Genomic DNA, 15305 nt, shown 5'->3' on the forward strand with positions numbered 1-15305 from the left:
TTTCATTTTATCTCTCTATCTAATAATTAAAGAATACTCCCCTAAAAACCCCAACAAAAAAAACGAAGAAACTCCCTATACTTCAGACACTTAAAGTACCACGAACGTTGCAATTTTTAGTGACACTCCAGATCCAATCCCACTTTCATCCCAAGTGCCTAAAGGCAATGCTTTCTTGTTCAGGAAAAACTGTACCCTTTCCATTCATGATGATTTTATTTTTTGGATTGAATACGACAAACTTATAATCATTACAGTTACAGCTCGCAGAAAATAGCACCCCTCTTTCTCATGCAATGTTGCATACTGTAATTCTCAAATGCAATTCAATACTAAGACTGAATTCTTGAATCCCAGCAGGTAAACGAATTGATGATGAAGAAACTAATGTCATGCATCATATTTTTCAATACTACAGTTTGATAATCATAGTCCATTACATTATGTAGGAGCGGAGTTAACATGTTAATAAAACCAAAGAGATTACAGGCAGGAGATATTGTGGCAACAGTAAGTCCTTCATGGGGAGGAGCAGGTGATCCTGAAATAAGATGGCGATATGAGCAAGGGGTAAAGAGGTTAGAAGAAGTTTTCGGTCTTACGGTTGTTCCCATGCCAAATAGTTTAAAAGGTAGCGAATTCATTTATAACAACCCACAAGCTCGTGCGGAAGATTTAATGACAGCATTTCAAGATACGCGCGTGAAAGCAATTATTGCGAATATTGGCGGTGAAGATAGCATTCGCTTACTTCCTCATATAGATTTTAATGTAATACGTGAAAATCCGAAAATTTTTATGGGATACTCTGACGTTACTATTTCACATTTATTTTGTCATAAAGCAGGCCTTTCCTCTTTATACGGTCCGGCAATTTTGACCGACTTTGCCGAAAATGTAGAAATGGATCCATATACAATTGAAATGGTAAATCGAACTCTCTTTTCCAATGAAACGATTGGCGAAATTCAACCAGCTCATGAATGGACGAGTGAGCGTTTAGAATGGATAGAGATAAATAAGGATACAAGACGTACGATGCAACAAAACAATGGATATGAGTTACTTCAAGGCTCTACCACTGTACAAGGTCGTTTAATTGGTGGTTGTATAGAAGTACTGGAATTTGCAAAAGGAACGGAACTTTGGCCTGAGAAAAAATATTGGGAGGATAGCATTCTCTTCTTTGAAACTTCTGAAGATCATCCAGAACCAAGTTATATAAAGTATTGGTTGCGAAATTATGCAGCGCAAGGCATTCTGCAAAAAGCAAAAGGTATCATTTTTGGTAAACCGAAAGATGAACAATATTATGAAGAATATAAACATCAAATACTGCAGGTTATGAAGGAACATCATTTAGAGGATTTGCCGATCCTTTATAATTTAAATTTCGGCCATACTGAACCGAAGTTTATTTTACCTTACGGTGCGATGGCGGAAATTGATTGTGAAAATGTATCTTTTTCTATTTTAGAGAGTGGCGTGGAATGAATAAAAACACTCCTATGAGATATGTCTGTGAATTGGTACTTTTTAAAAGTATATAATTGGAGGGAGATTACGTGTATGGAAGTAACATTTACAGTAAGTAAATGGGATGAAAAACCAATCGATGATAATAAAAAAGATTTCCCTATTAATATTGCTCATGTTGAATATGATATTGATGGGGAATTAAAAGGAAAGGCTTTTGTTGAATACTTATTATATTATTTAGACTCAAATATAAATGATGGTCACTTGGCTACTGCTAAAATTTCTGGATTTTTACACTTTGAAGGGATTTATAAGGGGCAACAAGGGACATTTACAGCTATAGAGCAAGGAATATTTGATAAAGGAAATTTAGATTCTCCAGGAACAATTATTAAAGCTACCGGTAACTTAAAAAACCTGAGAGGATCCTATCATTATCAGTTTGCAGGTCAAACTAGTAAACTAATTTTAGAGTTTGAATTTCAGCAAAATACCCTATAATTTAGTGGAAAGGACATTTCTTGTAATACTAGGAATGTCCTTAACTCTTTTAAAATAAGAAAAACCGAAACTAAAATCATTTCGGTTTTTCAAACTAATGAAGTCTATCATTATTTTAAAGAATGTACAAATAACCCACTACGCAGTTTCGGTTCAAACCACGTTGATTTTGGCGGCATAACTTCTCCAGCGTCTGCGATTGCTAATAAAGATTCCATTGATGTCGGATATAGCGAGAACGCCGCTTTATATTCACCGCTATTTACAAGGCGTTCTAGTTCTTCTAATCCGCGGATTCCTCCGACAAAGTCGATACGTGAATCAGATCGCGGATCATGTATTTCAAGTACTTGGCTTAATAAGTGATCTTGCAGAATAGATACATCTAAACCTTTCACAAGATCATTCGCATCAAACGTTTCCTCTTTCACTGTGAGCTTATACCACTTCTCGTTCACATACATGCCAAATGTTTTTGGTTCATTTGGTTTATACGGAGAAACAGATGCTTCTTCTACATAAAAGTACTGCGTAATTTGATTTAAAAACTGCTCCTCTGACAAGCCATTTAAATCTTTCACAACTCGGTTATAGTCCCAAATTGATAATTCATCGTGAGGGAATAAAACTGATAGGAAGAAATTAAACTCTTCTTCTCCTGTGTAATTCGGATATTGTTCTCTTCGCATAAGCCCTACTTTCGCAGCTGATGCGGAGCGGTGATGTCCATCTGCAATGTAAAGATTAGGAATGTCTTCAAATACGTTTACTAGGCCTGCAATTACTTCTTCATCTGTTATTTTCCAAGCAACATGCCTAACCCCGTCTTCCGCTGTAAATGTATAGATTGGCGTATGTTCTGCTTTCCAGTTTGCGATGAAACGTTTCACTTCTTCTTTTGTACGATACGTTAAAAAGATAGGACCTGTATTTGCGTCACACACATCTACGTGGCGAATACGATCAAGTTCTTTTTCATGGCGCGTTCTTTCATGTTTTTTAATTGTATCGTCTTCATACTCATCAATAGATGTACAAACGACAAGACCGGACTGCGTTCTTCCTTGCATCGTCAGTTCATAAATATATAGTGCTGGCTCTTCGTCTTGAATGAACACTTCTTCTCGTATCAATCGATTTAAATTTTCACCCGCTTTTTCATATACGCGATCATCGTACGGTGAAAGCGCTGGGTCTAAATCAATTTCTGCTTTATCAACGTGTAAGAAAGAATACGGATTCCCTTTTACAACCTCTCTTGCTTCTTCACTATTTAATACGTCATATGGTAAAGCTGCAACTTGTGCTGCTTTTTCTTCTACTGGACGAATGGCCCGAAACGGTCGGATTTTTGCCACATTCCTCTCTCCTTTACACAATCATTCGAACGGCTACAACACCTGTAATTTTGCTTATATTTTCCACAATGTTCTCTTTTATTATATCATCAATTCCGTTATCAATATCAATCATCGTGTACGCCCAAGAATGTTTACTACGATTAATCATATCCGCAATATTTATATGATGTTCTGCTAAACATCCTGTAATTTGTCCTACCATGTTCGGAACGTTTTGATGCATGATTGTAATACGTTTCTTTCCGATATACGGCAATTCTACGTTTGGATAGTTGACTGAGTTACGAATATTTCCTGTCTCTAAATATTCACGTAATTGACGCGCTGCCATGACTGCACAATTTTCTTCTGATTCAGACGTAGATGCACCAAGGTGAGGCGTCGCTGTTACATTTTTCATCTTTATCACATTTTCATTTGGGAAGTCCGTTACGTAATGTGCAATAACATCTTCTTCTAACGCTTTTTGAAGAACCTTTTCATCTACAAGTTCACCTCTAGAAAAATTGAATAGACGCATCCCTTTTTTCATCTTCTCTACAGCGTGTTCACCAATAATCCCCTTCGTTTGATTCGTAAGTGGAATATGCAGTGTTATATAATCACACGTTGCGAAAATTTCATCTAAACTAAATGCTCTTTGCACATGTGTAGAAAGGCGCCAAGCTGTTTCAACTGAAATGTAAGGATCGTATCCGACAACATCCATCCCTAAAGCTAACGCATCGTTCGCAACTAAAGCACCAATTGCGCCAAGTCCGATAACTCCTAGACGTTTTCCCGCAATTTCAGATCCAACAAATTGTTTTTTCCCTGATTCAACAAGCTGCGGTACTTCTTCACCCTCTAAATTTTTCGTCCAGCTTACTCCGTTAATAATGTTACGTGAAGACATAATAAGACTGGCGATAATGAGTTCCTTTACTGCATTAGCATTTGCCCCTGGCGTATTAAATACTACAATCCCTTTTTCTGTACATCGCTCGACAGGAATATTATTTACACCAGCACCAGCTCTGGCAATCGCCTTTAAATCTTTTGAAAACTCTTCTTGATGTAAAGAATAGCTGCGAAGTAAAATACCGTCTGGGTGATCCATTCTCTCCCCTACTTCATAGTGCTCTCCGCTAAGCACTTGCAAACCTTTTTCTGCAATTTGATTTAACGTTTGAACACGAAACATATCCCCATCTCCCTATCTATTCTCAAGCTCAAATTCCTTCATATAATTTACTAATTGCTGTACGCCGTGTGCTGGCATCGCATTGTAAATACTAGCGCGCATACCACCGACTGATCGATGTCCTTTTAGTGTAACAAGTCCTCGTTCTTTCGCTTTTTGTAGAAACTCACTGTTCAGCTCTTCTGACGGTGTTGTAAACGGAATGTTCATAAGTGATCGATACGTAGGATCAACTGGTGAAGTAAACAATTTTGATTCATCTAAGAAATTATAAAGTAGTGAAGATTTCATTCTATTTTGTTCTTCAATCGCAGATACCCCACCTTGCTCTTTCAGCCACTCTAGTACAAGTTTCGTTACGTAAATACTAAAGGACGGCGGTGTATTATATAAGGAGTTATTTTTGCTGTAAGTTTCATAGTTTAACATTGTAGGACAAGAGCGATCTGCTCCCCCAATTAAATCTCTTTTTATAATTGCAATCGTTAAGCCCGCTGGCCCTAGATTCTTTTGCGCTCCCGCATATATAAGACCAAACTTTGAAACATCATATCGTTCTGATAAAATATTTGAGGACATATCCGCAACGAGTGGTACTTTATCTACATGTGGAATGTCCACATATTTCGTACCCTCAATTGTATTGTTCGTTGTTATATGTACATAATCTAGTTTTTCATCGCCTAGTAAACCATCCAGTTTAGGAATTGTCGTAAACTTCTCATTTTCAGAAGAAGCAATCACTTGTACTTCTCCAACTTTTTCAGCTTCTTGCAGTGCCTTTTTAGACCATGAACCAGTCAATACGTACCCTGCTTTTTTATACGTATTCATTAAATTTAACGGTATCATAGAGAATTGTAATGAAGCACCACCTTGTAAAAACAATACTTCATACTCATCAGGAATGTTCATTAATTCACGAAGTAAGCTACCCGCTTCATCTATAATACTTTGAAAATAAGAAGATCTATGACTCATTTCCATAATAGACATGCCTGTCCCGTTATAATTTACAAGCTCCTTTTGCACTTTCTCTAAAACTGGCAAAGGGAGTATTGATGGTCCTGCTGAAAAATTATACACTCTTTCCATCACCCTAATAACCTCCCTATTTCTCATCTTTTATTTTTTAAACTTTCTGAATTATACCTCACAATACAAGACACGGTCAATTTGTTTTCTATTATTACGGCGTAAGACGCAATGGAATCGCTTGCAAGTGCCAATATTTTTATAAACACACAAAAAAGTGTTAAGTACATAATCGTACTTAACACTCTAGTAATAAAAGAATAATAGCTAATTATCCGTAAAGAACCGATCAAAAATTTGATAAATTGCAGAAAGACCAATGAGCCAATAAATAGTGTCCACAAGCGCCGGCATAGAACCAAACCATTTCTCAACTACATTGTAATCTAACGCTACAAATAACCAATTCAAACCGCCAAGAATCACCAAAATTACTGTAAGGTAAGACAAAAATTTCATTATGATTGCCCCCTAGGTGATAAGATGGTGAAAGGCCTTTCACTAGAAATATATGTGGTAAACTTTAAAACTTACCTATTTTATAAAAATTATTTTCGGTACCAGCCGTTAATAACTGCCGCCGTTTCTTGACTATGTATTTGATACGCATGCGTACTATTATTTGATCCAATAAACCAAATTGAAAAGCCTTTAAAATATGGCTTCGGTTCTAATACGTCACGGTAAGCGCGCCATCCGTTTAATTGTACGTCTTTTGAAAACACATTAGAAACATCTGGATTCCACGGATTTTGTAAGCCTAGTTCACGCGCCGGAACGTTAAATCCACCAAAATAAACCGGTTTTCCTGTTGCTTTATGTAATTGTTCTAGTTGTTGAACAACATTTTGTCCACGGTTATACACTGTCGTCGCAAATAAACTTTGCTTCACTTCTTCGTATGATGGATTTCTTTTTTCCGAAACTTCAAACCAACTATCGATACTAACAATGTCTACCTTCTTTAAATACGGACGATTTATTTTCTCAACAAACTTCGCTTCATATGAAGGATCCCAGCTTGCTGTTAACCACCAATTCATTTGATACAAAACATTTCCTTTATACTGCTGGCGAACAAAATCAATCGTATCGCTCCAATATCCTTCTGCATATTCCATATTCACGAAATTAGAAGCAATCTTGAGCCCGTACACATTGTATTTACTTGTAATCGAGTTAAAGATGTCTTGCAAAATAACCGTTTTCCAATTCCAGAAGAAATCATTAATATTACTTGGATTCCATTCCGTTTCTCCAACATTTCCTTGCTGAATATATGGGAACGGTTCTACTATAACTTGAATATTACGCTTTAATAATTCTTGAATTAAAATAATAGCCTGTTGCTTTTGCGCTTGATTAATTACCATGTTCGTAGAAGTCACATTCGGAATATCTACCTGAATCGGTACATTTACTGTATTTAAATTTAAGCGCTCTACATCAGCTAACACTTTCGCTATATTTCCAACTTCCCATACCGTTACATTTCCTGATTTAATTTTTCCAGATTGAACAGTATTTACATCTGCCTGTACATTTCCTTGAAAACAAAAAGAAAACAGCATAATAAACACTCCTAAAAAACTTATTAAACTCTTATTTTTCTTCACAACTTTCCCCCTATAATTTTTGGCTTTCTTGATTATTTTATACAACGTTTCATATATATTCCACAAAAAATCCAATAAATTTTTATTGATAAAAATGCTATTCATCCCTTATTCACATTTTATTCACACTAAGTTTCCAAAAATAGTAAGATAAATAAAAAAGGAACGGATTTCCGCTCCTTTTTTATCTTTTTACGATTATCAATCCATTTCCCTTTTAGGCTCTACCAACATAATGTGGGATTCCTTTTCAGTGAACGGTTTATGCTCAACGCCCCTCGGGACAATAAACATCTCGCCTTTAGAAATTTTCACCTGTCCATCACGAAAATCGATGAACATCTCCCCTTCAAGCACAATAAATAGCTTATCTGTATTAGGATGCTCATGCCATATAAAATCTCCATTAGCTTTAAAAAGCTGAATTTGATCGTCATTCATTTCACTAATCACTTGTGGATACCAATAATCGTTAATTTTAGATAACTCGTCATTTAGTTTAATAGGTTGGTAATGGATAATGATCCCTCCTCATTTTCAACTTCCGCTATATTACAGTAATCTAAGTAAAAAAGTCGTTATTACGCTTAAAAAGAAAATGCTCAGGCCAGAACTTTTCATTCAGATAGTACAAAGGAGTGATTTCAATGAAAGTACTTTCAATCTAATGTTTCCTTTAACTCTCCATAAGTATAGAACAGTGATTTTCAAATAAGAATGGACCTCTGTTGACATTAGTATGGATTATTGATGAACTTCTCGCGATATTTAGTAGGCGAAATGCCAACTCGCTTCTTGAAAACTCTACTAAAATAAAAAGGGTCTGCGATTCCAACAGCCTGCGCAATTTGTTGTACAGGCACACCACTTGTACATAACATTTTTTGAGCCATCTTTATACGATAGTTCAATAAATATTCTGCTGGCCCCATACCTGCATGCTTTCTAAACACGTAAGAAAGACGATTTCGATTAACATTATTTTGTTCTGTAAGCGCATTTATTGTAATATCTTTATAATAGTATTTATGAACGCAACTAGATATTCGTTCGAATAAAGTATGCGATTCATAGTTGTTTTCTCTATTGACAACACTTAATAAAGCTTCATTCAACGCTTCGCGAAACAGCATTTCAGCCTGAAACATCGAAATGCCTCCTCGCTGATTATACACATCCCAAAGACGCATAAGTAATTCGACAAGACGAGGAGATTGTCCTGTTAACAATTCAAAATGCTGATGAGTAAAGCCAGAGTCTTCTCGTTCTGAATTGCTTATCCGATATAAAACAAGAATATATTCCCAGTTTATTTCACCAAGCATTTTATGGGCTAATGTCATTTTTGCACCCCCATGTATAACTTTTCCTGGGGAAAGGATATACGGCGTACCATTAAATTGAAATTGCGTCTTCCCTGTAAGTGGAAATACAAATCCTGGGAAAGAATCTGTAGACTCAGCACAAGGCACACCTGGATTTTTAGCATAACGATATACTCCTTCTACTCGGAAAGGAGTATTGGCAAGATACCCTGCTAACTCATTCACGTCCAACTTCACAATGCAAGCCTCATTTCAATTATAGTTTTCTTGTAATTCGTGAGATTAATTGGTGTACATTCTGGGCAACGCTAAACTAAAAATAGTACATACGACTTAACAACATCTAGTTATTAACCTATAAATATATTGTTTTTCATTTATTTACAAAAATATCCTCCCTCTATTATTGATAATGATTTTCATTGTAGTTTGATAAAAAAACATTTGTCAAGTTGGATGGCCTAGAAAAATGATGAAACAAGGGGTACAGAGGAACAGTTCTGTTGCAAATAATATCTGGTCTTTGTTAACTAATTCCCCTTAAAACTGGAATGATCATGTTAATAGTTGTAATGGCTTTATTAGTTACAGCACTTGCAGCATGTAGAAATAATCGTAATCCTGAAGAAGTTGCTACAGCGTATTTCGAAGATGGAAACAGCCTACTATCCAATTAAATGATAGTAGGCTGGCTGTTAAAATGATTTAAGAACTGGGTTATGTTCTAAATGATAAGATTTCATTATCAAAAAGATTATTACTAGTCCTCTCCATAAACAAAAACACTCTATCACTTCGGCTCCAAATTTAACACCTTCCCTTCTATCCCCTCCGTATTCAATGTAGTCGTATGATACGTGCCATTTACCCAATCATCTATTTGATCATGATACCAATCACTTCTAAAATGTCCTGATTGTCCTGGTCCTACAATATGATAACCGTTTGACATATCTTTCGTATCAATAACGAATCGCCAAGAAGCTCCGTGATTGACAATACCGTTATCTCCGTAACTCGCCGCTTGAACGGTAACTTGACTTCCGCCAATTGGAACTGGTTTCTCACGATTAAATGCAAGTAGTGCTAACATACTAGATGATTTTGAAATTGGATGTGTAAAAGCAAGTTGATGGTAATCGCCCCACTTCCACTCTGTAACATCGGGTCCATATTCCTTCTGTAATTTCTTCATTACATTCTCGTACGATGTATGCACAACTTTTGTGAAGCCCCCGTATTTCTTAAACCAAGCGCTATTTTCTCCTGCTACTTCTTTTCGAATCAATTCATCCACAACTTGTGACTTCCCTTCAAATAACTCCATCACATCTTTCGGTATTTCTTTTGAAAATAACGTATTTGAAATCTCTTTCATTAACAAATGGAATAGTAACGGTGCCGCCTCATCTTTACTATCGTAAAAATTCCACTTCGTTAATTGTTTTACACCTTCTTTCTCTACTTCATTTAAAGATACTTTATTTAACTCTTTTAAAAATATAGGAGTAAATTCTTTCCCGTATAAATTTTTTTGATCCATCTGTAATTTTTCTAAATCTTTCACTGTATATTTTTCCTTCTCTTGTAAAAACTCTTGAATACGCATTTGCCTATATGGCTGCGCCCACGTATTACTAATATGGTACGGATAATTATCATCTACAATTTTATTATTCGCAGTTGAAATAAACCCTTGTTTTGGATTGATTACTTTTGGAAGTTGATCATACGGGATATACCCTTCCCATTCATATTCATCTGTCCATCCTGGCACAGGCAGACTACCATCACCTTTTTTACGCACTGGTATATTTCCATTTGCTTTATAAGCAATTGTGCCGTCGTTTGATGCAAATACAAAATTTTGAGTTGGTGTATGAAAATCTTGCAGTGCCGTTTCAAACTCATTCCAGTCTTTCGCCTTATTCATATTTAATACAGCCTTTAATTCAGCGGAAGGCTCCAAAGCAGTCCATTTCAAAGCGAATACTGTTTTCGTTTTCTTCTTCCCCTTATCCGCAAACTCTGAAATAACTGGACCATGCCTCGTAACGGTAACGTTATACGGTATTGTCTTTCCGCCTTTTACTTTAATAGATTCATCCACAACGGTAGCTTTTTCCCACTTATCGTTATACAGAAATTCATTTTCATTATTAGGATTTCTCTTCTCAATATATAAATCTTGTACATCAGGACCTGTATTCGTAACGCCCCATGCTATTTTGTCATTGTGTCCTAATATAACCCCGGGTACGCCAGCGAAAATAACGCCACTCACATGTAAATCTTTCATCTCAAGTTTCGATTGATACCAAATAGAAGGTGTCGCAAGAGATAAATGAGGATCATCCGCTAAAATCGGCTTACCAGATGCACTCTTCTCACCGCTTATAACCCAGTTGTTACTACCATTAAACTCTGGTGGAATGATTGCTTTTGCAAAACTTTGTACAACATTCACATTTGTATTCTCGAGTTCAGCTAGCAATCTAGGCGCATCTTTCGGATATGTAGGAAATAACTCATTTGCTTGCTCTTTCGGCAAATTTTTCAGCGCCCAATATCGAAATGCCTGTCCATGCCAATGTCCGCCTAAATCAAACGCCATATACTTTCCAATTGTTAACGTATCAACAATAGACCATTCAGCAGGTTCATAGCCTAATATAGTAAACTCGACCGGCAATTTCTTTTCCTCTTTTGCCTCGCGTATAAAAGCGTTCACCCCATCTGCAAATGACTGCAGAGCATCTTTCGCCTCCCCATCATATTGACTAACAGACGCTTCGGCTGCTCGCCGTAAACCGAGCGTTCGAAACAACTTATCTCGATCAACAGCTGCTTCCCCCACCACTTCACTTAACATCCCAGAAGCCTGCCTTCTACTTAAATCCATTTGAAATAATCGATCTTGCGCTTGTACATACCCTTGCGAAAAATATAAATCATGTGCATTTTCCGCTTTAATATGTGGTACTCCTTTACTATCTCGCTTTACCGTAACAGCACGTTGTAAATCCTCTAGTTTTATCGTTCCATCTATCTTTGGCACAGATTTCAGCGTATATATGTTTAAAAAAATCGCTGTACAAATAACTAATAAAAGAACGATACTACTAGACCAAATGAAAATTTTCTTACCCCTAGTTCGTTTCTTCTTTATAACAACTTCCATATAACCCCTCCTTTCTCAAACTATTCGCTTCTATTTTGAAAGAACCTTTTTGAAAAGTTGAAAACCCCCTTCATTTTCCTACAAATGAAGGGGGAATTTTTATCGTTTATTACGCCAGCTTTCATTATGACCAAGATTTGAATCGGTCGCTAATTGTACATCATATAATATTTCACTAAAGAAATACTTATCTACTTCTTTTGGCACAATGCGTCTTTCATCATCAATTTCATCGTATTCATATGAACCACGATTCACTGTACCTGCTTTATAAAATTCAATATCATACACACATATATCTTCTTCATTTTCATAGCCAATCGGCGCTCCGCTAAATGACAGTTGTGCCCCTAATCCAGTACGAGTATCTTCTTTATAAAACGTATAATACACACCGCCATCTTGAACTGATCCGCGAATCCATCCAAGTTTCGTCATCTTACCGAATAACGAGCGACCATTTAATAAAATACCACCAAACCTCTCAACAGTAACCTTATCATTTTCCTCTACTACAAACACTGGACGTTCCATTTGTAAGAACGGCTGGACAATCTTAGAATGTTCCAGTTGCTCTTTCCACAATTCCTTTTCCGTTTCGGATAATTCTAACGGATGAATGAAACCAATCACGGTTCCAGACGAAAATTCATGATTCTCTCCTATCACCGAATAAAACGTACCATCCTCCGCATAACGGAACATTTCCAGTAACTTTCCTTCCGTATATTCACCCCAAATAAGTGAAGTTGCAAATTGCTTCATAATTGGATTCTCCAGAAATAGCGCCTTCCACGAATCGTATGACCAATAGCGCTTTCTTGATAGAGCAGCTTCCAAACGTTGTTTCTGCATGGAAAGAGCACTTCGAAGCTCTTTCTTTAAAGTGGATACCTCTCTCTTAGCTAATTCAGCTTTTTCTATATCATCTTTTGCATTCGGCTTTGGAAGTGACTTCATACGTTTCCCTTCTTCTGTCTCTAATTCAATTTTTGACTCTGCAGTTAATATGGCCGTAAAACACCTATTCCCAAAATCAATCTCCTTCTCACCACGTATATTGAAACCAAGATTTGGTACCAGTTGATCTTCCAGCTCCTCTTCCGTTATACTACGTGTTTTTGCAGCGAGACTTAGTGCTTCTTTTGCCGCATTACGCACTTGTTTATGTTTATATTTAAAGGCCATTGCATGAATAGACATAAGTGCAAGCTTAGATGAGGACAAGCCTAAAGCCCGAACAGCATCAGCTGCAATTTTCCCTCGCATATCGAGCACCCATTCATCGATTTGCTTTTTCAGTATGCCGACCATTTTGTCATCACTATATATTCCATATAACGAAAGAATACCGCGTTTCTTCACATCTGCATCTTGAGAAATCCATGTTTGATATATTTCTTGCACACATTCTTTCAAGTCCTGTTCATTTAAAGTACTCCCAATCGCTTCAGCTTCTTCTTTCTTCTCGATAACAGAATCTGAAATGTACTGCTGCAAATAAGCTAATGGAATTGTAGCATCGGCAATTTCATTAGAATGACGAAGACGGATTTGTGGTTCATCCCCAATCAATTGCAGAAGTGAATTTCTTTTTTGTTCCGTTACGATACGGCCACAAAGTTCTTCTATATTTTCTGCGCTTCTCTCCGTTTCAAGTAACGGAGCAAACTTCTCGGCCAAAGAGGCATTCTTCTTATCTTGCAAAGCTTCCTGTACAAGTTCTGTATATTTTTCGATCTTATACTCTATAAGCAGTTTCATCACATTTTCACGAACAATTTTCTTTTTATTATTCAGTTCAACCGCTACATATTCTGCCGCTTCTATGTCTTTTGAAAGCAGCTCAACTATAGACTTACGTAATTTTTTAGATGAATCACCTAAGTTTTTAATTAAAACTGGACGTATTTCAACCTTGTTATCTCTTGCTAATTCATTCAAAATATACGCTTTTGCCTCAGCAGAATACGTATCAAATCGTTCCATTATGTATGCCTGTTCTTTTACAATGATTGTAACGAGCGCTTCCTTCGCTTTATTTCTCTCTTCTACATAATGTGAGACTTGTTCAACTGAATAATCGATCAGCTTTTCCTTACTTAGCCCATAAGAAAGTAGATCTTCTATTATTTGTTCTGGTTCTATTCCTCTAATTGAACACTCATACAGAAGTTCATATAAATTAACACTATATACATCTCCAAATTGCAAGGTAAGTGCCGCTTCTCTTTTTGCTACATCATCTATATCCCAAAGAAGTACAACTTCTAAAACTGGCATATCCCAATACATATTTCTATATTTCGGGTTTGTAAGTATTTGCTTCATTTCATCAAATGACAATTTCCCGAGTAAATAATCACGATACGTATCCCGCACCGTAGACAACTTAAGTTGCAAAGCAGCGATAAAAAATTCTTCTCGCATTCTCCCTCTATTTAACTCATGTCCTTTTTCAGCTAACGTTCGTGCGATTATGAGGTAATTACTTTTACTTATATACTGCAAAGTACGTTGAACAAATTCAGGATTTTCTTCCGCCACGGAGCATAACATTTCATATTCATACGCTTTACAAAATTCTTCATTATTTAAATCATGTTGCCTCAGGCGGTGCGCAAAGAATCTTTCCTCAGAAATCCAAAACTGTTTACAAAAACTTTGAATTTCATTATAGGTTTTCTTATTTACACTCCCTGTTCGTTTATAGTTTTGAGGCTGATTGAGAGTTTGACACACGTAACACGTAGCATGATTTATAAACCCCCACACGTTTTTCTTTGCTAATATTTCCACATATCGCCTCGCAACGTTTGAATACTTATGGACATGAAATAACAGTCGCCAAATATAGTCCGGTAAATTTCCACCTAAAAATAATTCCCTATCACTTTCATCTTTTATATATCTTTCAGTTGCTTCAATCTTTTCCTTTTCCCCATTCAAATTCAAAATAAATTCAGCATGTTCTTTTAATCTCTCTTCCAATAAAGAGCTATACGTATGGAACCTCTCATAATCTACTTCAAACATTACGAGAAGTAGTGATAGTTGTTGCTTATTTAGTAAAGTATGTAATTGTCTCTCTATATAGTTCGGATTCTCTTTTGTTAACTCTTTCAGAAAACTATACGCCTCATTCACATAACTAGAGATATTAGTTAAATATTTACATGCAATGACTACAAGTTGATCCAATGGAAGTGCACTTTTTTCTAAATAAACCTTCATATTAGAAAAATCTACATATTTAAACCTTATTATAAGAACATTTAACAACTGCTCCCCTAACAAGTAATAGAATAATCGTAAGAAAGCTGGATCTTGCTTATGCACTTTCCTAAAATCATTTATAAACCGCTCAGCAAAATCGCCTCTTCTTTGATCTCGAATTGTCGTTAATTGAATATCTTTCAAAATCTCTTCTTCTTTTGTTTGTAAATATAGCAGTGATAATTGTTCCTGTTTTTCTGTCATATGAATATATTGAAATAACCGAGTTGTATTTGTAGTCAAACTTTGTTCCCCCGCATCTTTTATCCATTATAAAAACATCCTTATTTAATGGTAGTATAGCATAAAATCTACCGAAACGAACATACATTCTATATTAAATTAATG

At 36.1% G+C, this 15305-nt stretch carries 12 protein-coding genes; 3 read left to right on the forward strand and 9 right to left on the reverse strand.

Annotated elements, in window-relative coordinates:
- Positions 1 to 462: 462 nt before the first annotated feature.
- Together EGX95_RS14690 and EGX95_RS14695 are read left to right on the forward strand one after the other, a co-directional pair.
- Positions 463 to 1494: a S66 family peptidase gene (locus tag EGX95_RS14690; RefSeq protein ID WP_000905853.1), complete on the forward strand. Its 1032-nt coding sequence runs from the start codon at positions 463 to 465 to the stop codon at positions 1492 to 1494.
- A gap of 75 nt (positions 1495 to 1569) precedes the next feature.
- The gene (locus EGX95_RS14695; RefSeq protein ID WP_000454092.1) at positions 1570 to 1980 is read left to right on the forward strand and encodes a DUF3224 domain-containing protein; all 411 of its coding nucleotides are present in this window, start codon (positions 1570 to 1572) and stop codon (positions 1978 to 1980) included.
- 110 nt (positions 1981 to 2090) lie between these two features.
- Here the strand turns inward: EGX95_RS14695 and EGX95_RS14700 are convergent, their stop codons facing one another.
- From EGX95_RS14700 to EGX95_RS14735, 7 genes are all read right to left on the reverse strand, one after another.
- On the reverse strand, positions 2091 to 3338 hold the full coding sequence (locus EGX95_RS14700; RefSeq protein WP_001063065.1) for a DUF1015 domain-containing protein: 1248 nt from the start codon (positions 3336 to 3338) through the stop codon (positions 2091 to 2093).
- A 13-nt stretch (positions 3339 to 3351) separates the two neighbouring features.
- Complete coding sequence (locus tag EGX95_RS14705; RefSeq protein WP_000490254.1) at positions 3352 to 4524, reverse strand: 3-phosphoglycerate dehydrogenase family protein; 1173 nt, start codon at positions 4522 to 4524, stop codon at positions 3352 to 3354.
- Positions 4525 to 4536: 12 nt separating this feature from the next.
- On the reverse strand, positions 4537 to 5619 hold the full coding sequence (gene serC, locus EGX95_RS14710) for a 3-phosphoserine/phosphohydroxythreonine transaminase (protein ID WP_000442932.1): 1083 nt from the start codon (positions 5617 to 5619) through the stop codon (positions 4537 to 4539).
- A gap of 207 nt (positions 5620 to 5826) precedes the next feature.
- Positions 5827 to 6018: a DUF378 domain-containing protein gene (locus EGX95_RS14715; protein WP_000670803.1), complete on the reverse strand. Its 192-nt coding sequence runs from the start codon at positions 6016 to 6018 to the stop codon at positions 5827 to 5829.
- An 89-nt stretch (positions 6019 to 6107) separates the two neighbouring features.
- Positions 6108 to 7175: a glycoside hydrolase family 113 gene (locus EGX95_RS14720; RefSeq protein ID WP_000739757.1), complete on the reverse strand. Its 1068-nt coding sequence runs from the start codon at positions 7173 to 7175 to the stop codon at positions 6108 to 6110.
- A 201-nt stretch (positions 7176 to 7376) separates the two neighbouring features.
- On the reverse strand, positions 7377 to 7616 hold the full coding sequence (locus EGX95_RS14725; RefSeq protein WP_000997182.1) for a cupin domain-containing protein: 240 nt from the start codon (positions 7614 to 7616) through the stop codon (positions 7377 to 7379).
- A 293-nt stretch (positions 7617 to 7909) separates the two neighbouring features.
- The gene (locus EGX95_RS14735; protein WP_063246663.1) at positions 7910 to 8737 is read right to left on the reverse strand and encodes a helix-turn-helix transcriptional regulator; all 828 of its coding nucleotides are present in this window, start codon (positions 8735 to 8737) and stop codon (positions 7910 to 7912) included.
- Positions 8738 to 9051: 314 nt separating this feature from the next.
- Here EGX95_RS14735 and EGX95_RS30925 point away from each other — a divergent pair, with 314 nt between their 5' ends.
- On the forward strand, positions 9052 to 9177 hold the full coding sequence (locus tag EGX95_RS30925; RefSeq protein WP_012644485.1) for a hypothetical protein: 126 nt from the start codon (positions 9052 to 9054) through the stop codon (positions 9175 to 9177).
- Between the two features lie 113 nt (positions 9178 to 9290).
- Here EGX95_RS30925 and EGX95_RS14740 read toward each other — a convergent pair whose 3' ends face one another.
- Complete coding sequence (locus EGX95_RS14740; protein ID WP_000454343.1) at positions 9291 to 11681, reverse strand: penicillin acylase family protein; 2391 nt, start codon at positions 11679 to 11681, stop codon at positions 9291 to 9293.
- 99 nt (positions 11682 to 11780) lie between these two features.
- A complete protein-coding gene (locus tag EGX95_RS14745; RefSeq protein WP_000210764.1) occupies positions 11781 to 15200 on the reverse strand; it encodes a DUF4132 domain-containing protein in 3420 nt (1139 codons plus the stop codon).
- Between the last annotated feature and the right edge of the window lie 105 nt (positions 15201 to 15305).

This window comes from Bacillus sp. FDAARGOS_527, from assembly GCF_003812125.1.
In the GTDB taxonomy this organism is placed as follows: Bacteria; Bacillota; Bacilli; order Bacillales; family Bacillaceae_G; genus Bacillus_A; species Bacillus_A paranthracis.